Source organism: Streptomyces sp. NPDC041784 (genome assembly GCF_055591025.1).
Window position 1 is genome coordinate 58931 of the sequence record NZ_JBVJAB010000032.1, and the last position, 20070, is coordinate 79000.

Genomic DNA, 20070 nt, shown 5'->3' on the forward strand with positions numbered 1-20070 from the left:
GTGCCCGGGATCAGCGCGCCGGCGCGCCGGCGGCCGCGAACTCCGCGCGGGCCGCGGCGAGCAGCTCCGGATCGGTGAGCAGATCGGCGACCACCCGGGCCAGTCCGGTCGCCGCGAGCTGCGTGCGGTCGTGCGCGAAGGGCGTCGCGGCCGCGTCCCGCATCGCCTCCGAGTGGGCGGGCGTCCCCGCCTCGGCGATCTGGACGTACGGATGGATCACCGGCAGCAGCCGCGAGAGGTTGCCGATGTCGGAGGAACCCGCGGGCGCGTCCGGGGCGGCGGGCCCGATGCGCAGGCCCAGTGCGCGTACCGCCGCGCCGAAGCGGGCGGCCAGGACCCGGCTGTCGCGGCGCTCGGCGTACAGCGGACCGGTCTCCGTGACCTCCGCCCGGGTCCCGGTCGCCAGGGCCGCGCCCTCGGCCGCGGCGCGCACCCGCTCGACCAGCGCCTCGGCCGCCGCCGTGGTGACGTCCCGGACGTACAGGTCGACCGCGGCCCGCGCCGGGACCACGTTCGGGGCCTGGCCCCCGTCCGAGACGACGCCGTGCAGCCGGGCGGTCGGCGGCACGAACTGCCGCAGCGCGTCGACGGCGTTGAGGAACACCTGGACACCCGCGAGCGCGCTGCGCCCCTCCCACGGCGACTTCGCGGCGTGCGCGCTGCGGCCGGTGAAGGCCACCCGCAGATGGGCCGCCGCCAGGGCGTGCTGGGTGGTCGCCGACCGGTCCGAGGGATGGAACATCACCGCCGCGTCCACCTCGTCGAACACCCCGGCCTCGGCCAGCAGCACCTTCCCGGCGCCGCCCATCTCCTCGCCCGGCGTCCCGATCACCAGGACCGTCCCCGGATGCGCCGGCAGCGCCCGCACCGTCCCGATCGCGGCCGCCGCGCCGCCCGCCGCGATCAGGTTGTGCCCGCACCCGTGCCCGACCCCGGGCAGCGCGTCGTACTCCGCCAGCACGGCGACACACGGCCCCGGCACCGGCCCCTGGTGCACCGCCACGAACGCGGTGTCGAGGCCGGCCGGCCCCGCCGCCACCACGAACCCCGACTCCACCAGCCACTCGGTGAGGACCCGCTGTGCGTGGTGCTCCTCGAACTTCAGCTCCGGCCGTCCGTGCACGGCACGGCTCACCTGCTCCATCCGGGCCCGCAGCCCGGCGATCTCACCGGCCAACGCCTGAAGCGACACGGTCATGAGGACTCCCCCTCGTCTGCGGTGACACGCCGTCACCCACCGACGAGCCTGGGGCCGCGCCGCCCCGCGGCCCCCTTGGTTACCGCGTGCCAGGTAACTCCGGGACCGGGCCGGCGGGGCGGACGCTCAGCCGCGCACCCACTCCTTGCGCCAGCGGGTGATCTGCTGGGCGGGGTCGCCGGTGTAGGACCAGGGGGTGCGGGTGGCGCGGGTGCCCAGGAGCCGCAGGAGGGGAGCGGCGACGTCCTGGACCCCCGCCGAACAGGCCGCGTGGGCCAGGTGGTTGAGGTCGCGGAGTTCGCCGGGGCGGACGGCGTCGCGGGCCCGGCCCATGATCCACCGCTCCCAGGTGCGGCGGACGTCGCTGACCGCGCCGTCGTTGGCCCAGTGCTGGCCCAGGCCCACGGCCGTGGAGCGGCCCTGCGTGGTGTCGACGGCGTAGCGGTACTCCTCGACGCGCGCGTACTGCACCAGCACCGGCAGCGGGCAGCCCCTGGGCGCCACGCCGGCCGCGTCCCGGGCGAAGTCGTACATCAGGCCGTGCGAGCCGTGCCAGCGGGAGGAGTAGTAGTGCAGCACCTGGAGATGGCCCTCCATGCTGTACGGGTCGCGCCGGTGCAACTCGTCCCACCAGCGCGCCAGTTCCTGCCGGCGGACACCCGCCGGGTAGAGCCGGGCGACCGAGATCAGGGAGATCCACGGCGTCGGGTCGTCCAGATACGCCTCGGCCGCCGACAGACACGCCAGCACCGCCGCGTCGATCCGCTGCTGGTCGATCGTCGCCCCCCGGCCCGCGGCGATGGCCAGGTTGAACGCCCGGGCCGTCTCCGTGGCCGCGCGCAGCACCAGCGCGTCCGCGCTGTGCGGCTCCGCGGCCAGCCAGGACTCCACCGTCGAACTGCCCGCGCAGGCCTGGGCGAGCAGCCGGACCCGGTGACCGCGGGCGAGCCAGTCGGGCCCGGTCTCCCGCAGCAGGTCGCGCAGCCCCTGCCAGCGGCCGATGACGATGTCGTGGCGCGCGGAGGACAGGGACGTGTCCCCGCAGTCGGGGTCGAAGTCGGGAACGAAGCGGTCTCGCGCCATCACGTTCCCCCTCAGAAGTCGGTCGGAAGACCCTCGTGGGACGAGGACCGCTCCGCCGCGTGCCGGTCGGACACGTAGTCGGCCTCGACGGTACGCGAGGCGTCCAGCCGGGCGGGCCGGTAGTAGTCGCTGCCCCGCCGCCAGTACCAGAGCATCGGCACCAGCCCCACGGCCAGCCCGCCGAGGCCGATGGCGATCGCCGCCGGCTCCAGCTCGCCCAGCGACTCGAAGAGGATCCAGAACATGAACAGCGAGCCGAACAGCGGCCACAGCCCGCCGAGAAGGAAGTCGGACGCGGAGTTCAGCAGGGTCTTGCGGTAGGCGACGACCGCGGCCAGGCCCGCGAGGCCGTAGTAGACGGCGATCTGGAGCCCGATCGCCGAGATCGCGTCGGAGAGGATGTCGCCCACCGAGCCCAGCGCGTTGGAGGCCACGAACATCATCAGCGCCACCGCGCCGACCACCACGATCGCCACCCACGGCGTGTTCCAGGTGCGGTGCACCCGGCCCAGCGCGGTCGGCATCGTACGGTCCCGGCCCATCGCGAACAGCGAGCGGGTGACCTGGATGAGCGTGGTCTCCAGGGTGGCGATGGTGGACAGCATCACGGCGACGATCAGCAGCTTCCCGCCGATCCCCGGCCACACCTCCTCGCCCAGCGCGGCCAGCACGTTGGCGCCGTTGTCCTCGATCTCCCGCGCGCTGAGGATCACGTTCACCGCGATGGTGAACACCTCGAACAGCAGGAAGACGATGCCCACCCCGACCAGTCCCGCGAGGCCCGTCGTGCGGCGGCTGTTGCGCGTCTCCTCACTGAGATTGCTGGTCACGTCCCAGCCCCAGTAGTAGAACGCCGCCACCAGCGCGCCCGACGCGAACCCGGCAACCCCGTCGAAATGGCCGAATCCGAGCCACGACCAGTCGAACTCCAGGGCGTTGTCCTCTGTGTGCAGGAGCGCCAGCAGCGCGAACAGCGCCAGGATCACCAGCTCCACGCCCGACATGATCAGCTGGGCGCGCACCGTGAGCCGGGCCCCGCCCAGCACCACCGCCAGCATCAGCACGAACCAGGCGGCGCCCACCAGCGTCGACAGCGCCGTGTTGTCCGCCAGGCCCTCGTCGAACAGGGCCAGCGTCATCGACCCGGCCGGCAGCGACCCCGCCACCATGAAGATGGTGGCCGAGACGACCAGCGCCCAGCCACTGATGAAGCCCAGAAAGGGGTGGAGCGTCCGCCCCACCCAGGAGTAACTGGCGCCCGCGTTCACATCGATCCGGCTGAGCCGGCTGAAGGCGAGCGCGATGCCCAGCATGGGTATCGCGCAGTACAGCAGCGCCGCCGGGCCGGCCAGCCCCACCGCGCCGACCAGGACCGCCGTCGTGGCGGCGATGGAGTACGCGGGCGCGCTGCCCGCGACCGCCATCACCACCGTGTCGAAAGTACCGAGGACGTTCGCCTGGAGCCCACGTCCGGTGCTGTTGCTCATGCTTGCGCTGCTTTCCGTCGTGCACACCGCCGGTCCGGGGGAACAACCCGACGGCGTATGGGGGGTGAGGGTGGTGCGTCGCCGGGCACCGGAGAGGGATGACCTCGGGAAACGTCGGCGGGACGAGCGCTGGTGGATACCGGCCACCACAGAGTTGGCGGACGGTCACACCCAGTGTGCGAGTGATGATAGCCCCCACGCTTGACGTTTCAAGATTGACGGACAGGTAACGTGCGGACCCGCGCGTGCGGCAGGCGTCAGCGCGCCTGCCGCACCCGCGGGTCCGCGGGGATGGCGGTCAGTCCCCGATCCGGTCCAGCTGCCGCAGCCGGTTGGTGGCGTCCAGAGCCGCGACCTTGTACGACTCCGCGAGCGTGGGGTAGTTGAAGACCGCGTCCACCAGGTAGTCGACCGTTCCGCCGCAGCCCATCACCGACTGCCCGATGTGGATCAGCTCGGTCGCGCCGCTGCCGAAGCAGTGCACACCGAGCAGCGTCCGGTCCACGGGGGAGACCAGCAGCTTCAGCATGCCGTGCGCGTCGCCGATGATCTGCCCGCGCGCCAGCTCCCGGTAGCGGGCGATGCCCACCTCGAACGGCACGCTCTCCTCGGTGAGCTGGTCCTCCGTCCGCCCCACGAAGCTGATCTCCGGGATGGTGTAGATGCCGATCGGCTGGAGGTGGTGCATCCGGGCCACCGGCTCCCCACAGGCGTGGTACGCGGCCGCCCGCCCCTGCTCCATCGACGTCGCCGCGAGCGCCGGGTAGCCGATCACGTCCCCCACGGCGTAGATGTGCGGGACCTCGGTGCGGTAGTGCTCGTCGACCGTGATCCGGCCGCGCGGGTCCGCCGCCAGCCCCGCCCGGCCCAGGTCGAGTTCGTCGGTGAGGCCCTGCCGGCCCGCCGAGTACATCACCGCGTCCGCCGGGATCTTCTTGCCGCTGGCCAGAACGGTCAGCGTGCCCCGCGGATGGCGCTCCACGGCGGCGACGGTCTCCCCGAACCGGAAGGTCACCGCCAGGTCCCGCAGGTGGTACTTGAGCGACTCGATGACCTCGACGTCGCACATGTCGAGCATCCCGGCCCGCTTCTCCACCACCGTCACCTTGCTGCCGAGCGCGGCGAACATGGACGCGTACTCCATGCCGATCACCCCGGCCCCCACGATCACCATCGACCGCGGAACCCGCTCGACCGTCAGGACGTTGTCGGAGTCGAGGATGGTCCGCCCGTCGAACTCCACGGTGTCCGGCCGCGCGGGCCGCGTCCCGGTGGCGATCACCACGTGCTCGGCGCTGACCAGCCGTTCCTGCCCGCCCGCCTCCCGCAGGGCCACGGTGTGCGGGTCGACGAACCGGCCGGTGCCGGCGAACAGCTGGACGTGGTTGCGGGACAACTGGCTGCGGATGACGTCGGTCTCCCGGCCGACCACGTGCTGGGTGCGCGCGGTCAGATCGGCGACGGTGATGTCCTCCTTCAGGCGGTAGCTCTGCCCGTACAGATCGCGCTGGGTGAGACCGGTGAGGTACAGCACCGCCTCGCGCAGGGTCTTGGAGGGGATGGTTCCGGTGTGGAGGGAGACCCCGCCGACCATGTCGGGGCGGTCGACGACGGCGACGCGGCGGCCCAGTTTGGCCGCGGCGATGGCGGCCTTCTGGCCGCCGGGACCTGATCCGAGGACGAGCATGTCGAAGTCGGGCATCCTCCGGAGTCTGGCAGTGCGGGGCCCCGCCGCGAAAGGGTGAACGGGCGGGCATCCGCCGCCGCGCGACAATGGGGGCATGGGCCGTGGACCCGGTGAGGTGAGCACCCCCGCCCGGCTGGCCGCCCCCGACGAGGGCATCGGCCGGGACGAACTGGCCCTGGCCACCCGCAACCACGGCCTCCCCCTCGAAGCCCTCCGCCACGAGATCACCCCGCCCGGCCTGCACTACGTCCTGACGCACTACGACATCCCGTACGTCCCCGACGACACGGCCTGGCGGCTCACCGTCGGCGGCCGGGTCCGCACCCCGCTGACCCTCACCCTCGCCGACCTCAGGAGCCTGCCCGCCGTCACCACCCGGGTGACCCTGGAGTGCGCCGGCAACGGCCGCGCCCTGCTCACCCCCCGCCCGGTCAGCCAGCCCTGGCTGGTCGAGGCGGTCGGCACCGCCGAGTGGACCGGCGTACCCCTACGGCTGCTGCTGGCCGAGGCGGGCCCCGCGCCGACGGCCGTGGACGTCGTCCTCACCGGCGCCGACCACGGCGTCGAACGCGGTGTCGAGCAGGACTACCGGCGGGCCCTGCCGCTCGCCGTGGCCGCCGGCACCGACCCCGAGGTGCTCGTGGCGTACGGCATGAACGGCGCCCCGCTGCCCCCGCAGCACGGCCGTCCGCTGCGCCTGGTGGTGCCCGGCTGGTACGGCATGGCGCACGTGAAGTGGCTGCGGGACATCAGCGTCCGGGACACCCCGTTCACCGGCTTCCAGCAGACGGTCGCCTACCGGCTGCGCCGGGACCCCGCAGAGGAGGGCGAGCCGGTCACCCGGATCGCGCCGCGCGCCCTGCTCGTCCCGCCGGGCTTCCCCGACTTCATGTCCCGGGTCCGGATCGTGCGGCCCGGCCCGGTCCGCCTGGAGGGGCGGGCCTGGTCCGGGCGTGCCCCGGTGACCCGGGTCGAGGTGAGCGCGGACGGCGGCGCCACCTGGTCCGAGGCGGAGCCGGCGCCGGACACCTGGCACCGCTGGGCCTGGCGGGGCTGGCACCACACCTGGACCGCGGCCCCCGGCCGGCACGTGCTCTGCGCCCGCGCCACGGACGCCTCGGGACACACCCAGCCGCTGGACCAGCCGTGGAACCGGGGCGGGTTCGCGAACAACGCGGTCCAGCGGGTCGAGGTGCTCTGCGTGGAGGGGTAGGGGGATCCCGCCGCCGGACAGGCCGGACAGGCCGGACAGGCCGGACAGGCCAGGCCCTTGAGGCCTTAAGGCAGCAGCTTCTCGATTGCGTTCGGGCCTTCCTCGTCGAGCTTGCGCTGGGCCCAGGCGAGGTTGCGGGGGGTGATGTCCCTCCCCGCGGCCAGGACCATGTCCTCCGGCGACACCTCGGTGCCGGTGCGGGTATGGAGCAGGTTGTCCGGGGTGACGCGCTCCCGGGACGGCCGGGAAGCGCCGGGCTGTGACGTGGGCATGGTCTCTGCTCCTCGCGTCCGAAGGGCTGCTTCGGCCCGGTGCGGTCATCGGGTCCACTAACACCATTCATCCTGACGGCGCACCCTGCATCCGGAAAGGCCGGGAAACCCGGTTTCTCCGAGATGCCGTGATGATCGGCAAGGCGTCTAATGGGCTGTACTCGGGACGCCCCGAACGGACAGCGCGGACGACGCGTGGCACGGAAGGCCCAGGTCATGGAACCCACCAGTGCCGGGGAACCGCGAGGCGGGGGGCTACGGCGGCTCGGCGCCTGGTGCGCCCGCCACTTCGTCATCGTCATCGTCGCGTGGCTGGTGCCCCTGGTCGCGCTCCAGGTGCTCGACCGGTCCATCGGCGGCGAGTACGAGGACGACTTCCAGCTGTCGGACGTGCAGTCCCAGGAGGGCCTGGACGTGCTGAAGAAGCACGATCCGCAGGCCGGCGGCTACAGCAGCCAGATCGTCCTCCACGACGACAAGGCCCTGAGCGACCTGAGTTCGCAGGTGTCCACGACGGTCGGCGACCTCCAGAAGCTTCCGCACGTGCTCACGGTGCAGAACCCGCTCTCCCAGAGCCCGACGAAGGTCGGCCCGGTCTCCAGCGACGGCAAGACCGGCTACATCACCGTCCAGTTCGACGTCCAGCCGTCCACCCTCGGCGACTCCTATCTCGACGGCGTGGACGACGCCGTCCAGCCCCTGCGCGCCGCCGGCGCCGACGTCGAGTACGGCGGCTCGCTCGGCGAGCTGGCCCGGCCCGCCCCCGACGACCGGGTCAGCGAACTGATCGGCTTCGCGGTCGCCATCATCGTGCTGCTGATCGGGTTCGGCAGTGTCATCGCGGCCGGAATGCCGCTGGTCACCGCACTGATCAGTGTCATCTGCGGACTCGGCTGCCTCGGGCTGCTCGCCGCCGCGTTCACCTTCGCGACCGTCTCGCCGACCCTCGCCACCATGATCGGCCTGGGCGTCGGCATCGACTACGCCCTCTTCCTGATCACCCGTCACCGCCAGAACCTGATGAACGGCGCCGACCCCGTCCAGGCGGCCGGACACGCCGCCACCACCTCCGGCCGCGCGGTCCTCGTCTCCGGCACCACCGTGATCATCGCCCTCGCCGGCCTCTACGCGTCCGGTGTGTCATTCATCGGTAAACTCGGTGTCGCCGCCGCCGTCACGGTGGTTACCGCCGTCATCGGCGCCCTCACCCTCGTCCCCGCCTTCCTCGGGCTCGTCGGCCGCCGGATCGACCGCTACCACGTGCGCAAGCCCGTCGCCGAGACCGACGCCGCCCCGGACGCCGTCCCGCACGGCACCTGGCACCGTTACGCCCAGCGCGTGGAGCGCAGACCCTGGCAGTTCCTCGGGGCCGGGCTCGCCGTCATCGCGATCCTCGCGATCCCCGTCTTCTCCATCCAGCTCGGCCACATCGGCGACGGCGCCGACCCTACGTCCTTCACCGACCGGCGCGCCTACGACCTGATGACCGACGCCTTCGGACCCGGCTCCAACGGACCCCTCACCATCGTCATCGACCAGACGTCCGTCCCCACCGACCAGCGCTCCGCCCTCTCCGACCAGGCCCAGAAGACCCTGAACGCGGTCTCCGGCGCGGCCACGGTCACCCCGCTGTCGCCGACCCAGGACGGCGACGTGCTCGTCGGAACCGTCTACTCCCAGCAGGCCCCGCAGGACGCCACCACCACCGACCTCACCAACCGGCTCGTCGACCACACCCTCCCCGACGCGGTCTCCGGCTACGACGCCAAGGGGTACGTCACCGGCACCACCGCGGCCCAGGTCGACTTCCGGGACATCGTCGCCAGCCGGCTGCCGCTGATCATCGGCGTCGTCGTCGCCCTCGCCTTCCTGATCATCCTCGCCGTCTTCCGCGGCCTCCTCGTCGCGGTCAAGGCCGCCGTCCTCAACGTCCTGTCGATCACGGCCTCCTACGGTGTTGTCGTCGCCGTCTTCCAGTGGGGCTGGGGCGGGCCCGCGCTGGGCGTCAACGGAGACGTGCCCATCGAGAGCTATGTGCCGATGATGATGTTCGCGATCATCTTCGGCCTCAGCATGGACTACGAGATCTTCCTGCTCTCCCGCGTCCACGAGGCCTGGCTGCGCACCGGCGACGCCAAGGCGTCCGTCGCCCACGCCCTGGAGATCACCGCCCGGGTCATCACCTGCGCGGCCCTGATCATGGTGAGCGTCTTCGCGGCCTTCATCATCAGCGACAACATCGTCGTCAAGATGCTGGGGCTGGGCCTCGCCGTCAGCGTGCTCATCGACGCCACCGTCGTCCGGCTGCTCATGGTGCCCGCGGTGATGACCCTGCTCGGCGCGCGCGCCTGGTGGACGCCCCGGTGGCTGGACCGGATCCTGCCGCACATCGACGCAGAGGGCGACGACGAGCAGCTCACCGGCGCTCCGGACGCGCCGGCGCCAAGACGAGCATCGTGACGTCGTCGAGGACGGCGGGGGAGTGGCGCAGGACGTCCGCCCACACCCGGTCGGCCGCCGCCGCCGGGCCGGCACCGGCGGCGAGCGCGGGAAGCCGCTCCAGCAGCGGGTAGAAGACGCCGGCCGCGCTCCTCGCCTCCCAGACGCCGTCCGAGGCGAGGAACACCCGGTCGCCCGGGCGCAGCGGGACATCGAGGCCGGTGGGCGGGGGCGTCCCCGGCAGCCCCAGCCCCAGCGGGGTCCACGGCGCGGCGGCCACCTCCGTCGCCGTACCGTCCCGCAGGAGCAGCGGCGGCGGATGGCCGCAGACGACGATCCGCACCGCGTCCGCGCCCGGGGCGAACTCCAGCAGGACGGCCGTCGCGAACAGCTCCGCGTGCGGGACCCGCGCCGAGTCCACCGTCAGCCGGCGATCCAGCCGGGCGGCCACCGCTTCCAGGGTCGGCTGGTCGAGCACCGCCTCCCGGAACGCGCCCAGCAGCGCCGCCACGGTCGAGATCGCCGCCAGCCCGTGCCCGCGCACGTCCCCCAGCACCGCCCGCACCCCGTGGGCGCTCTCCCGTACGTCGAAGAAGTCGCCGCCCACCAGCGTGCCGCGCTCGGCCGCCTGGTACAGACCCGCGCAGCGCACCGGACCCACCCGCTCCGGCACCGGCGGCACCACGGCGCGCTGCGCCGCCTCCGCGATGGTGCGCTCGGTGTCCAGCTGCACGTCCCGGCGGCTGCGCACGAACGCCACGAACACGCTCAGCACCGCGACGAAGCTCACCGTCAGCACATCGGTCCCGCCCGGCCGGTCCAACTGGAACGCGGGGGCTTCGAGCATCACGACCACGGCCGCGCCGAGCACCGCGGTCGCCGCGGGGCCGTACGACAGGACCGCCAGCGGCGGGATGGCGCCCAGCAGGAAGCCGATGTCCAGCGGGTCGGGGCTGATCAGGGTGGCCACGCAGACGCCCGCGGCCAGCACCAGCGGCAGCGCCCGCACCCAGCGGGGCGGGGGCGCGCCCCGCAGCCAGCCCCGCCGGTCGGTGTCCGGTCGTCCCACATCCCCACGCTCCACCCCGGCACCGGCCCGCGCACGCCGAGAAAATCCGATGGACGTGATCGACGGAGGCTCCCTAAGGTGTGACCGCACGCCCGGACACCCACGGAAGGAGGCGAGCGCCATGAGGTTCAGCACCGTTCCGCGCTCCCACCCCGTGACCCCGGCGTGCCGCGTCTGACGTCTGTCCGACGCCCCGGGAGCGCACCCACCGTACGCAACCCGGAGGAATCCATGACCGATCCGGTCATCCGCGCGCTCGACGAGCGCGACGTCCATCTGTTCGACACCCTGCCCGACCCGCTGCGCGCCGCCGAGGCGTTCCGCAACGCCCACTACCGGCCCGAGTGGAAGCGGGTCGCGCTGCGCGACGGCCGGGTGGTCGCCCGCGCCGCCTGGTGGGGCGGGCCCGACGACCCCGAACCCCGTACCGCCGAGTGGTTCGACTTCGCCGACGGCGAGGAGGACGCGGCCGCCGAACTCCTGCGCACCGCGCCCTGGCAGGTCGGCCTGGAGCTGGTCCTGCCCGCCGGCTGGCGCGAGGACCCGGTCCTGCGGGCCGCCGCCGAGGCCCGCTACGCCGCCGCCCGCGCGGCCGGCCTCACCCTGTTCGTGGAACGCTTCGTCTACCGCTGGACCCCGCAGTGCGGCCTGCCCGAACGCCCCGGCCGGCTGCGGTTCGGCCCCGAGCCCGACGACGCGGTGTTCTTCGACGCGCTGCGCCGCATCCACTCCGACACCCTCGACGCCCACGCCCGCAAGGCCGTCGAGAAGGGCGGCCCGGACCTGGCCGCCCAGGAGGAACTCGACTTCTTCCACTGGTGCCCGTCCCCGCGCGAGTGGTGGCAGACCGCACGCACCCCCGACGGCGAGCTGGCCGGCATCCACATCCCGGCCCACAACCCCTCCGGCCCCTGCGTCGGTTTCATCGGTGTCCTCCCGGAACACCGCGGCCACGGCTACGCATACGACCTCCTCGCCGAGTGCACCCACTACCTCGCCGACCGCGGCGCCGACTTCATCGCCGCCGCGACCGACCGGGGCAACGCCCCCATGGCCGCCCACTTCACGAAGGCCGGCTACCCCGTCCTGCGGGAACGGGCGCACTTCGTGACGGAGTGACGGAGGGACGGAGTGACGGGGTGGCGGCCCGTTGTCAGTGCCTGGTGCCATCCTGGGCCGTGGGTGACCGATTGCGGGTGACGGAGGCGTGATGGGGTTCGACGGCGAGATCTGGCAGGTGCGCGGCCCGGACGGGGAGGGGCGGATCGGGGAGATCGCCGTCGACGACGCCGACTTCCCCTGGCTGTCGGGGCGCTTCGGCGCCGGACCGGCGTACGCCGCCGTCGAACCCTTCTTCGTCCGGGAACTGGAGCTGCTGGAGGCCAACCTCGAGGAGGAGGTGGACGACACCTGGCAGGAGTGGGAGGAGGCCTACGACGAGATCCGGCGGCGCGTGACGCTCGTCTCGCCGCGCGGTCCCGTCGCCGAGTTCCTGCTGCACATCCAGGGGGACCAGGCCTGGTTCCGGTGGAGCGACGAGCCGTTCGAGGACGGCTGAGTCAGCGGGATCCGGCGTCCAGCAGGGTCTGGGCGTCGGTGAGGATCTCGGTGACGCGCAGGCCGAAGGCGGCGTCGCAGGGGTGGGGGCGGCCGTCGGCGGCGGCGGAGCGCAGGGCGTCGGCGGCGCGCGTGAGGGCGGCGAACGCGTCTGTGCCGCCCTGCGGGAGGCGGGTCGTCCCGGCCTCGCCGCGTATCTCGACGCCGGTGCCCGACGCCGCGGGCGGGGCCGTCAGGCTCAGGGTCAGGGTGCTGGAGGCCCCGCCGGTGTGGTCCAGGACCACATGCACGGTGTCGCCGGGACCCTGCGCCGCCGCTGTCACCCGGCGGACGTCGCCGAGGACCGGCAGCAGCACGGACAGGGCGTGCGGGCCCACGTCCCACAGGGCGCCCTTCTCCCCGCGCCACGGCGTGGCGAACGGACTGTCGCTGCCGCTGACGAACACCGACCCCAGCCACTCGGCACGCGCAGTGAACCACCCTCCGGTGGCCGCCTGTTCGGCGATCCACTCACCGGCCTCGGGCACGAAACGGGTGGTGAAGAAGACGACCGAGGAGACCCCCGCCTCCTCGGCGGCCCGCACCACCGCCCGGCCGCCCTCCACCGTCGTGGCGATCGGCTTGTCCAGCAGCAGATGACAGCCGGCCCGCGCCGCCCGCGCCGCCAGCTCCGCCTGCACGTCCGGCGGCAGCGCGACGGCCACCGCGTCCACCTCGGCGAGCAGCGCGTCGACGTCGTCGTACGCCCGCGTGCCGTGCCGGTCCGCCAGCTCCTTCGCGGCCTGAGGGCGCCGGCCCCACACACCGGCGAAGTCGAGGCCGGCGTGCGCGGCGAGGACGGGGGCGTGGACCATCCGCGCCCAGGGACCGGTTCCGAGCAGACCGATGCGCATGCCGCTGACTCTCCTTGCCGTTGCGGGACGATGCCGACCGTGGCCGAGCCTCGCACACGGACACCGCGCGCGGGTACCCCGGGCGGTGGTCCTCCCGTCAGGGCAGCGACGGCGCGGCGAAGCCCGTCAGCAGGGCGTCCGCCTGGGCCAGTCCGCTCTCCTCGGACACCTCCCGCACCGACTGCGCGGGCCGCACCGTGGCGAAGGCGACGTGGCCGTCCTGGACCTGGAAGCCGTACACCGCGGGCCTCGGCAGGCTGTTGTAGCCCCAGGGCGCGGAGAAGTAGTAGGCGCCGGTGTCGTGCAGGACCACCAGATCGCCCTCGGCGAGTTCGGGCAGCGGGCGCTGGTGCGCCACGACGTCCCCGGCGAAGCAGAGCGGCCCCGCGATGTCCTGCGGCAGGGTCGGGGTCCGCTTGGGCGTGGCGTCCGGGCCGTACGCGGACACGCGCAGCGGCCAAAACTCCGGCATGAGCACCGTGCGGGTGGCGACCTGGGCGCCGGCGTGGGTGAGCGCCACCCGGCGGCCGCCCGCGTCCTTGACGTACTCGACGACCGCCGCGGTGAAGCCGTTCTTCGCGAGCAGTGAGCGGCCGAACTCGGTGACCACCTGGTAGCGGCCGTCCAGCAGGGCCGGTTCGACCGCCGTGAGGGCGGCCACGTAGTCGGCGTAGGTCGGCGTGACCGTGTCGTCGGCGAAGTTCACCGGCAGCCCGCCGCCCAGGTCGAGGCTGGTGACCTGGCGGCGGCCCACGTGCGCGTTGATCTCCTCGGCGAGCCGGTGGACCGTCGCGAGCCCCTCGGCGATCAGGGACAGGGGGCAGCCCTGCGAGCCGACGTGCGCGTGCAGCCGGGTCAGCCAGGGGCGCCGGGCGAAGGCCTCGACGATCCGGGTTCGGGCGCCCGGGTCGCGCAGCGCCACGCCGAACTTCGAATGCGCGGTCGCGGTGCTCATCGCGCCGATCGACCCGCCGCCGACCTGCGGATTCACCCGCAGCCCGACGACGGACGCGGAGCCGGCCGGGCGCAGCGCGTCGATCCGGTCCAGTTCGGCGAGGTTGTCGGCGTTCAGCGCGATGCCCAGGGCCAGCGCCTCACGGATCTCCGCGCGGGTCTTGGCCGGGGAGTCCAGCACGATGCGCTCCGGCGCGAACCCCGCGTCCAGCGCCAGCCGGGTCTCACCGGGGCTCGCCACCTCGCAGCCCATCCCGGCGTCGGCGAGCAGCCGCAGCACCGGCACCAGCGGGCAGGCCTTGGCCGCGAAGGCGTGCAGCACGTCCGGCACCCGCCCGAACGCCTCGTGCAGGCCGGCGACACTCTCCCGTACGCCCCGGACGTCGACGAAGCCGGCCACCGGCCGGTCCTCCCCGAGGAGTCCGTCGGCGACGGCCTGCCGGAGCGCGATCTCGAGATTCCCGGTATTGAGCGACACGTCCTGTTCTCCTTCGGTGCGGCGTCGGGTACGGCGATCGGGGTGCGGCGGTACACCTCCAGAGTCGCCCGCGCCGCGCCCGTCCGTCTTCGTCGGCTCGCACAAGGACAACCGGAACTCTCGTGTCCACGCACAATGCCGCGCACAATGCCGCGCACAACGCCGCGCACAATGCCGCGCAGGACACCGCGTGCAACGCCGTGCATGGCACCGCGGGGTCAGGGCGCCGGGGGAGCCGCGAGCCGGGCCGCGAGGGCCAGCAGCAGCCGGGTGTCGGGGTCGTCCAGATCCACCCCGTGCCGCTCGCGGACCCGGCCCAGTCGGTAGCGGAGCGTGTTCGGGTGCACCAGCAGCCGGCGCGCCGCCTCCGGGACGTCGCCCCCGGCGTCGAGATACGCGCCCAGCGTCCGCACCAGCTCCCCGCCCGAGGCCAGGTCGGAACGGATCAGGTCGTGCACCGGGCCGCCCCCGGACTCCCACACCGGACGCACCGCGTCCAGCATCCGCAGGACCTCCAGCGACGCGCCCACCCCGGCCGCGTCCGCGAACCGGTCGGGCCGCGGTCGTCCGGCGGCGAGCGCCCGCGCCTCCCGCTCCCGCAGCGCCCGTACGACGAGCCCCGCCCGCGCGTGCGACTCCGCGGCCCGCTCCGGCGGTCCGACCGGTCCGACGCCCAGCCACACCGCGGACGCGTCCGGCAGCGACGAGACGACCGCGTCGAGGTCGCGCACGACGGCCCCCACCGCGCGCTCGTGGTCCGCCGCCGAGCCCTCCCCCGTGAGCAGCAGCGCCAGCCGGTCGCGCTCCCGCAGGACCGCCGTGCCGGGGCGGTGCGCCGACACCTCCAGTACGAGGACGTCCAGCGACCGGTCGTCGGCCCGCCCCGTGGCCCGCCGCTCGGCCACCACCACCGCGCACGGCGCGTCCGGGGACAGCCCCAGCGACCAGGCGTGGGTGCGCCGGTCCCCGAGCCCGCGCAGCAGCCCCCGCAGCGCGGCCTCCCGCTGTTGGGCCGTACCGCTCTCCCGCAGCCGCTCGCGGACCAGCAGCGGGGCGGCGAGCCCGGCGGCGGTGCGCAGATGGCGGGCGGCGTCGGGGGCCAGCGCGGCGCCGTCCGCCGCGGCCCAGATCGACCCGAGCAGCTCCCGCCCGCTGCGCACGGCGACGATCAGCCGCTCCGGGTTGTCGTCGTCGGGGGGCCGGTGCAGGACGTCCGACGAGGTCCACAGCGCGCGCAGCAGCCCGCTGCGGCGCAGCTCGGCCACCCGCCACTCGGGTACCCGGCCGCCGAGGATGACGGTCTGGCGCAGCGGGTCGACAGCGGGGCCGGTCGCGGAGTGGGCCAGTACGCGCAGCCGGGTGTCCTCGATCGTGATCGACCCTCGCACGTACGCCGCGACCCGCGCCGCGAGGACGGCGAGCGAGGGAGCCGCCTCCGGGCCGGGCAGCGCGTCCGTGTCCTCGTCCCGGCCGGTCCGGAGGTAGGAAAGGGCCGACCGCAGCAGCGCGGCGACCTCCGCCCAGTCCGCGCCGGCGGCCCGTACGAGCAGGGCGACTCCGGTCTCCCGGGCCGCGGCGAGCAGGTCGGCGGGGAGCGCGCCCGGTGCCGCCGCCGTGTCGTCGATGGCCCTGTGGGTGGCGTCGGTCTCGGCCAGGACGACCGCGCATGCTCCCCGCCCGGCCGCCTCCCGCACTGTCGCGGCATCCGGGGCGGCGCCCGCGGCCAGCAGAAGGGTGCCGGTGTCTTCCTGACGCCGGCCGAGGTCGTCCAGGCCGACGGCGACCCGGCGCACCTCGGTCTCCGGTGCGGCGGGCGCGCACAGCAGCCGCAGCGCGCCGCCGTCCTCGAACGCCAGCAGGGACCGCAGGGTGACGCCGACCCCCTCGGGGACCGGGTGCTCCGGGTTCTCCGGGTTTTCCTCGTTCACCGGCCGACGCTCCCGCCCTCGTCCGTACGACGCCTCACGCGTGGTCCCCGCCGAGGATAGGCGGCGCGTCCCTGTCCGCCCGTCCCGTAACAGGACCGGTGACATCGCCGGTCCCCTCACCCCGGTCCGGCTGACACAGTGGCACCGCCAGTCAGAGCTGAACAACGCCACCCACTTCAGCCCGAAGTCGTCGAAGTCGTCGAAGTCGTCGAACTCGTCGAAGACGACGATCGCGAAGTAAGGATCAGGAGCTGCCGCCCGCCACGGAGGCCGTGAGCGGGACGGCTGAGATGGAGACCGAGGGCAAGCCGGCGACTGACTACCTGGCCCGACCGGAGGCGGACCCCTCTTGAAGGCACTCCCTAGAAGCAGGGCAGTTCCGCGTCGCGTGTCGGTGGCGGGCGGGCGGCGGCGGGTTCGTTCCGTCAGGCCGGGTTCGGTTGACCCCGCCGCGCCTCCGGCCGGGCGAGCACCGTGGCGTCGGGCCAGGTGAAGCGGAGCTTGGCGGGGGAACCGGTGAGCCGGGACGAGACTCCGCCGGGGGCCGCCACCGCGGCCCGTTCCGCGCAGGTGCCTCCCAGGGCCAGGTAGAACTCCTGAGCCGCGGTATTCTGCTCGAGCACCCACAGGTACAGCGCGCCGCCACGCGCGCGTTCGGCGACGGCCTCGGCGGCGCGGGACAGCAGTTCGGTGCCGAGTCCGGTGCGACGGCGGCACGGGCTGACGTGCAGGCCGTCGATGAGGCTGCCCCAGCGGCCGTCCTCGTCGAAGACGACATGGACGAGTCCCGCGAGCCCGGCGTCGTCCTCGGCCAGGACCGTCGAGGTGCCGCCCGGGCTGGACAGACGCGAGGACCAGGCGGTGCGCCACTCGGCCACCAGATCGCCGTCCAGGAACGTGTCGGAGAACGCGCCGCGGTAGTGGCGGCGCCAGTTGGCCACCTGCAGCCGTGCGATGGCATCGGCGTCGCCGGAACCGGCCGGCCGAAACCGCGGTGGCGCCGGAGGCGAACCCGTGGAGTGCGAGGACACTGACGGCTCCGGGGCCGCCGCGTTCCTCCTGCCGAAGTTGCTCTTGCTCAACCTGAACCGCTCCCTTCGCTGTGAGACATCAAGGGCTGCCCGTACGACCAGTGCGCAGCGCTGCTGCGCGGGCCGAGTGGCGGCCGAGGGTGGCCGTGAGGCCCGTATTGCCATCACCCTGAGTCCGTGCGGGATGCGGGGATGCGGCAACGCGGCCGGGGCCTCGGGCCGGCCCCGGCGCGCTCCGTCCGGGGCCCGGCGCTCGGCGCCTCAGTCCTCGAACAGGAGCCAGGCGATATGCAGTTCTTCCGCGCCCGGGCGGAAGATCCGCAGGAGCTCGGCGCGCTCGGGGTCGCCTTCGGGGAGGTACTCGGCCAGCAGCGCCTGCGCGGCGATCGTCTGCGGGCGGGCGCCGAGCGCGGCCCGCAGATGAAGCGAGCGGCGCAGCATCGCCAGCCGCTCCGCGGGCTCCTTGTGCGGCGCGAGGTGGCGGATGATGTAGGACTCGAAGAGCCCGTCGCCGGACTTCGTCGCGACCTCGAACGCCGTCTCGTACCGCGGGAGAGCGCCGGCCGCATCTTCGTCGATGTTGTCCAGCAGGACGGCCCAGTGGTACTCGGCCCAGGCGCTCAGTATCTCGTCGCCGTCCTCGGCTGCCGCGCGGTAGGCGGCCTCAGCTGTGGCGCGGTCGTCGGCGCAGGTGTCGCGCCGGAACAGCAGGCGGCTGTAGGCAAGCCGTCCGGTGAGCAGCTGTGCGATCGGTGACGCGGGATCAAGTGCCGCTACCGCCTTCTCGGCCTCCGCGTGATTTTGCATCCGGAAGAACCACCGGTCGACGGCGATCTCCGCGCGCAGTGCCGGCGCGGCGTCCGGGCCCAGGACGGCGAGCGCGGCGTCCCACTCCCCGAGCAGATGCAGACGACTGGCCATGTAGGCGTCGTTAGGTATCATGGCGCCTACAGTATGAAGGGGTCATGTAGGGGGTCAAGTGCAATACGGTGACTACATCGGGAACGTGACGCGGCTGGCCGTCGAGCTGGCCAATACCGGAACCCTCGACCAACACGGCGCACTGGTCGCCGCGTTCTTCGCAGAACACGAAATCGTCCCGCCGCCGGAGGGTGACTACGGCGACCTTCCCGAGCTCGTACGCACGGCCCTGGCGCAGCTGGTCGACGGCACCGACCCCGACGCCGTACACCGCCTGCTGCGCGACTATCCGCCGGAGATGCACCTGTCCGACCATGACGGCCTCGGCGGCTGGCACATCCACTTCAGCCGCAACGGCGCCCCGGCCAAGCGCTGGGTCGGCCAGCAGATCGCCGCTAAGTTCGCTCTGGTCACCGCCGGGGATCCGGCGGTGACCCTGGGACGGTGCGCCGCGGTCGGGTGCGGGAACTACTTCGTGGACCAGTCACGCAACCGCACGCGGCGGTTCTGCTCCAACGCGTGCGCGAGCCGGACGACAGTCGCGGCCTATCGGGCCCGCGCGGCGAAGAACTCCTAGGGAGTGCCTTCAATTGATCTTGAGTGGTGGATCATGGTCGGGTGATACGTCGCCCTGAACTGTCGGGCGCTGAGTGGGAGTTCGTTCGGCCGCTGTTGCCTGTGTCGTTGCGGGGCAGGAAACGGCTGGACGACCGGACCGTGCTGAACGGAATCGTGTGGAAGTTTCGTACCGGTTCGGCCTGGCGGGACGTGCCCGAGCGATACGGCCCGTGGCACACCCTGCATACCCGGTTCCGCCGGTGGGCCCTGGACGGCACGTTCCAGCGGATGCTCCAGGCCGCCCAGGCCCGGGCGGACGCGGTCGGCGAGATCGACTGGCTGGTCTCGGTCGACTCCACCGTCGTGCGCGCCCACCAGCACGCCGCCGGGGCCCGAAAGAAAGGGGAGCCTGCAGCCGAGCGCTTGGACGCTCCCGGGGCGGTCTGACCAGCAAGATTCATCTCGCCTGCGACTCCGTCGGCCGGCCGCTGGCGTTTACCCTCACGGGCGGGAACGCCAACGACTGCACCCAGTTCACCGCCGTGATGGAGGCGATCCGGGTGCCCCGCCTGGGCCCGGGCCGGCCCCGCGTGCGGGCCGCCCATGTGCTGGGCGACAAGGGCTACAGCTCGAAGGCGATACGCACCTGGCTGCGGCGTCGCGGCATCCCCCACACCATCCCCGAGCGGGCCGATTGAAGACACGGCCTAGTGCCGCATCAGGCAACGTTCGCCCTCTCGACGGGCGTGACTCCGTCTCGTGTGGAGCAGCAAGTCATGCGCGATGATGCGACGCGGCCCAGGATCGCTATGTGAACAGGCGGACGTCGCCGTCGCCTGATTCCGGCCCAGACGTGGCAGCCCCATGCCGCGTCTCCGCGATGTGGAAGGACCCAAATGCCGATCGTCCTCATCTCCCCCGAGTTCACACAGGAGCAGTACGAGGAGACCTGCCGCAAGTTGACGGGGGGCAAGAACCGGATGGAATCTCCAGCCGACTGGCCCGTAGAAGGTTTGCTCGCACACATCGCGGGACAGGGCGAGAGCACCTTCCGCGTCGTCGACGTCTGGGAGTCCGAGGAGGCCCTCAACCGCTTCGCCGAGATCCTCGTTCCGATCCTCCGTGAGGCCGGTGTCGAGGGCGACCCGGAGGTGTATCCGGCACTCACGTATGTGTCCGCCTAGGACCAATGCTGGTGACTTAGGCGGCTGTGTCTCGTTGTCTTGTGTGTGGCGAGGGTGGGGCAGGTCAGGGCGCCTGCGGGTGAGCGGCTGTCGGACCGGATCGCGATCGGGGTGCTGA

General features: G+C 73.1%; 17 protein-coding genes and 1 pseudogene. 7 read left to right on the plus strand and 11 right to left on the minus strand.

The genetic code is table 11. The annotated features are described in order from the left end of the window. Positions 1–10: 10 nt before the first annotated feature. The 4 genes from ACZ6D7_RS39845 to sthA all read right to left on the minus strand — a co-directional run bounded on the left by ACZ6D7_RS39845 (position 11) and on the right by sthA (position 5470). The gene (locus ACZ6D7_RS39845) at positions 11–1198 is read right to left on the minus strand and encodes an amidohydrolase (protein ID WP_469501685.1); all 1188 of its coding nucleotides are present in this window, start codon (positions 1196–1198) and stop codon (positions 11–13) included. Positions 1199–1324: 126 nt separating this feature from the next. Further along, on the minus strand, positions 1325–2281 hold the full coding sequence (locus ACZ6D7_RS39850; protein WP_469501686.1) for a hypothetical protein: 957 nt from the start codon (positions 2279–2281) through the stop codon (positions 1325–1327). An 11-nt stretch (positions 2282–2292) separates the two neighbouring features. Then, on the minus strand, positions 2293–3768 hold the full coding sequence (locus tag ACZ6D7_RS39855; RefSeq protein ID WP_469501688.1) for an APC family permease: 1476 nt from the start codon (positions 3766–3768) through the stop codon (positions 2293–2295). Between the two features lie 298 nt (positions 3769–4066). Next, entirely contained in the window at positions 4067–5470 is a 1404-nt protein-coding gene (gene sthA, locus ACZ6D7_RS39860; protein ID WP_469501690.1) for a Si-specific NAD(P)(+) transhydrogenase, read from the minus strand. 79 nt (positions 5471–5549) lie between these two features. On the opposite strand from sthA, the gene ACZ6D7_RS39865 reads away from it, so the two are divergent. Further along, positions 5550–6668 (plus strand): sulfite oxidase, encoded by a 1119-nt coding sequence (locus ACZ6D7_RS39865; RefSeq protein ID WP_469501693.1) that lies wholly within the window; start codon positions 5550–5552, stop codon positions 6666–6668. A gap of 65 nt (positions 6669–6733) precedes the next feature. Here the strand turns inward: ACZ6D7_RS39865 and ACZ6D7_RS39870 are convergent, their stop codons facing one another. Continuing rightward, positions 6734–6940 carry a hypothetical protein gene (locus ACZ6D7_RS39870; RefSeq protein ID WP_469501698.1) on the minus strand — a complete coding sequence of 69 codons (207 nt, stop codon included), beginning with the start codon at positions 6938–6940 and terminating at the stop codon, positions 6734–6736. Positions 6941–7156: 216 nt separating this feature from the next. Between ACZ6D7_RS39870 and ACZ6D7_RS39875 the strand changes: the two genes are divergently transcribed. Then, positions 7157–9400 carry an MMPL family transporter gene (locus ACZ6D7_RS39875; protein ID WP_469501701.1) on the plus strand — a complete coding sequence of 748 codons (2244 nt, stop codon included), beginning with the start codon at positions 7157–7159 and terminating at the stop codon, positions 9398–9400. Here ACZ6D7_RS39875 and ACZ6D7_RS39880 read toward each other — a convergent pair. After that, positions 9357–10448, minus strand: coding sequence for a PP2C family protein-serine/threonine phosphatase (locus tag ACZ6D7_RS39880; protein WP_469501704.1), 1092 nt, complete (start codon positions 10446–10448; stop codon positions 9357–9359). The genes ACZ6D7_RS39875 and ACZ6D7_RS39880 overlap by 44 nt on opposite strands. A gap of 231 nt (positions 10449–10679) precedes the next feature. Here ACZ6D7_RS39880 and ACZ6D7_RS39885 point away from each other — a divergent pair, with 231 nt between their 5' ends. After that, positions 10680–11567, plus strand: coding sequence for a GNAT family N-acetyltransferase (locus ACZ6D7_RS39885; RefSeq protein ID WP_469501707.1), 888 nt, complete (start codon positions 10680–10682; stop codon positions 11565–11567). A gap of 91 nt (positions 11568–11658) precedes the next feature. Beyond that, complete coding sequence (locus ACZ6D7_RS39890; RefSeq protein WP_469501710.1) at positions 11659–12006, plus strand: hypothetical protein; 348 nt, start codon at positions 11659–11661, stop codon at positions 12004–12006. Position 12007: 1 nt separating this feature from the next. On the opposite strand, the gene ACZ6D7_RS39895 is transcribed toward ACZ6D7_RS39890, so the two are convergent. From ACZ6D7_RS39895 to ACZ6D7_RS39915, 5 genes are all read right to left on the minus strand, one after another. Continuing rightward, entirely contained in the window at positions 12008–12898 is an 891-nt protein-coding gene (locus ACZ6D7_RS39895) for a Gfo/Idh/MocA family protein (protein WP_469501711.1), read from the minus strand. 97 nt (positions 12899–12995) lie between these two features. Continuing rightward, positions 12996–14330: a type III PLP-dependent enzyme domain-containing protein gene (locus ACZ6D7_RS39900; RefSeq protein ID WP_469501714.1), complete on the minus strand. Its 1335-nt coding sequence runs from the start codon at positions 14328–14330 to the stop codon at positions 12996–12998. Positions 14331–14548: 218 nt separating this feature from the next. After that, positions 14549–16258 carry a PucR family transcriptional regulator gene (locus ACZ6D7_RS39905; protein ID WP_469501715.1) on the minus strand — a complete coding sequence of 570 codons (1710 nt, stop codon included), beginning with the start codon at positions 16256–16258 and terminating at the stop codon, positions 14549–14551. Positions 16259–16683: 425 nt separating this feature from the next. After that, positions 16684–17340: a GNAT family N-acetyltransferase gene (locus tag ACZ6D7_RS39910; protein WP_469501716.1), complete on the minus strand. Its 657-nt coding sequence runs from the start codon at positions 17338–17340 to the stop codon at positions 16684–16686. Positions 17341–17550: 210 nt separating this feature from the next. Then, on the minus strand, positions 17551–18231 hold the full coding sequence (locus ACZ6D7_RS39915; protein ID WP_469501719.1) for a hypothetical protein: 681 nt from the start codon (positions 18229–18231) through the stop codon (positions 17551–17553). Between the two features lie 64 nt (positions 18232–18295). Between ACZ6D7_RS39915 and ACZ6D7_RS39920 the strand changes: the two genes are divergently transcribed. The 3 genes and pseudogenes from ACZ6D7_RS39920 (at position 18296) to ACZ6D7_RS39930 (ending at position 19952) form a co-directional block, all read left to right on the plus strand. After that, positions 18296–18787, plus strand: a complete 492-nt coding sequence (locus ACZ6D7_RS39920) for a CGNR zinc finger domain-containing protein (RefSeq protein WP_469501722.1) — start codon at positions 18296–18298, stop codon at positions 18785–18787. 41 nt (positions 18788–18828) lie between these two features. After that, positions 18829–19463 (plus strand): annotated as a pseudogene (locus tag ACZ6D7_RS39925) (IS5 family transposase); the annotation flags it as partial. 201 nt (positions 19464–19664) lie between these two features. Beyond that, entirely contained in the window at positions 19665–19952 is a 288-nt protein-coding gene (locus ACZ6D7_RS39930; protein ID WP_454339401.1) for a hypothetical protein, read from the plus strand. Positions 19953–20070 lie beyond the last annotated feature (118 nt).

Bases quoted from the DNA above. Each gene is read 5' to 3' on its own strand.
- ACZ6D7_RS39845 (WP_469501685.1), bottom strand. From the start codon at position 1,198: ATGACCGTGTCGCTTCAGGCGTTGGCCGGTGAGATCGCCGGGCTGCGG.
- ACZ6D7_RS39850 (WP_469501686.1), bottom strand. From the start codon at position 2,281: ATGGCGCGAGACCGCTTCGTTCCCGACTTCGACCCCGACTGCGGGGAC.
- ACZ6D7_RS39855 (WP_469501688.1), bottom strand. From the start codon at position 3,768: ATGAGCAACAGCACCGGACGTGGGCTCCAGGCGAACGTCCTCGGTACT.
- sthA (WP_469501690.1), bottom strand. From the start codon at position 5,470: ATGCCCGACTTCGACATGCTCGTCCTCGGATCAGGTCCCGGCGGCCAG.
- ACZ6D7_RS39865 (WP_469501693.1), top strand. From the start codon at position 5,550: ATGGGCCGTGGACCCGGTGAGGTGAGCACCCCCGCCCGGCTGGCCGCC.
- ACZ6D7_RS39870 (WP_469501698.1), bottom strand. From the start codon at position 6,940: ATGCCCACGTCACAGCCCGGCGCTTCCCGGCCGTCCCGGGAGCGCGTC.
- ACZ6D7_RS39875 (WP_469501701.1), top strand. From the start codon at position 7,157: ATGGAACCCACCAGTGCCGGGGAACCGCGAGGCGGGGGGCTACGGCGG.
- ACZ6D7_RS39885 (WP_469501707.1), top strand. From the start codon at position 10,680: ATGACCGATCCGGTCATCCGCGCGCTCGACGAGCGCGACGTCCATCTG.
- ACZ6D7_RS39890 (WP_469501710.1), top strand. From the start codon at position 11,659: ATGGGGTTCGACGGCGAGATCTGGCAGGTGCGCGGCCCGGACGGGGAG.
- ACZ6D7_RS39895 (WP_469501711.1), bottom strand. From the start codon at position 12,898: ATGCGCATCGGTCTGCTCGGAACCGGTCCCTGGGCGCGGATGGTCCAC.
- ACZ6D7_RS39915 (WP_469501719.1), bottom strand. From the start codon at position 18,231: ATGATACCTAACGACGCCTACATGGCCAGTCGTCTGCATCTGCTCGGG.
- ACZ6D7_RS39930 (WP_454339401.1), top strand. From the start codon at position 19,665: ATGCCGATCGTCCTCATCTCCCCCGAGTTCACACAGGAGCAGTACGAG.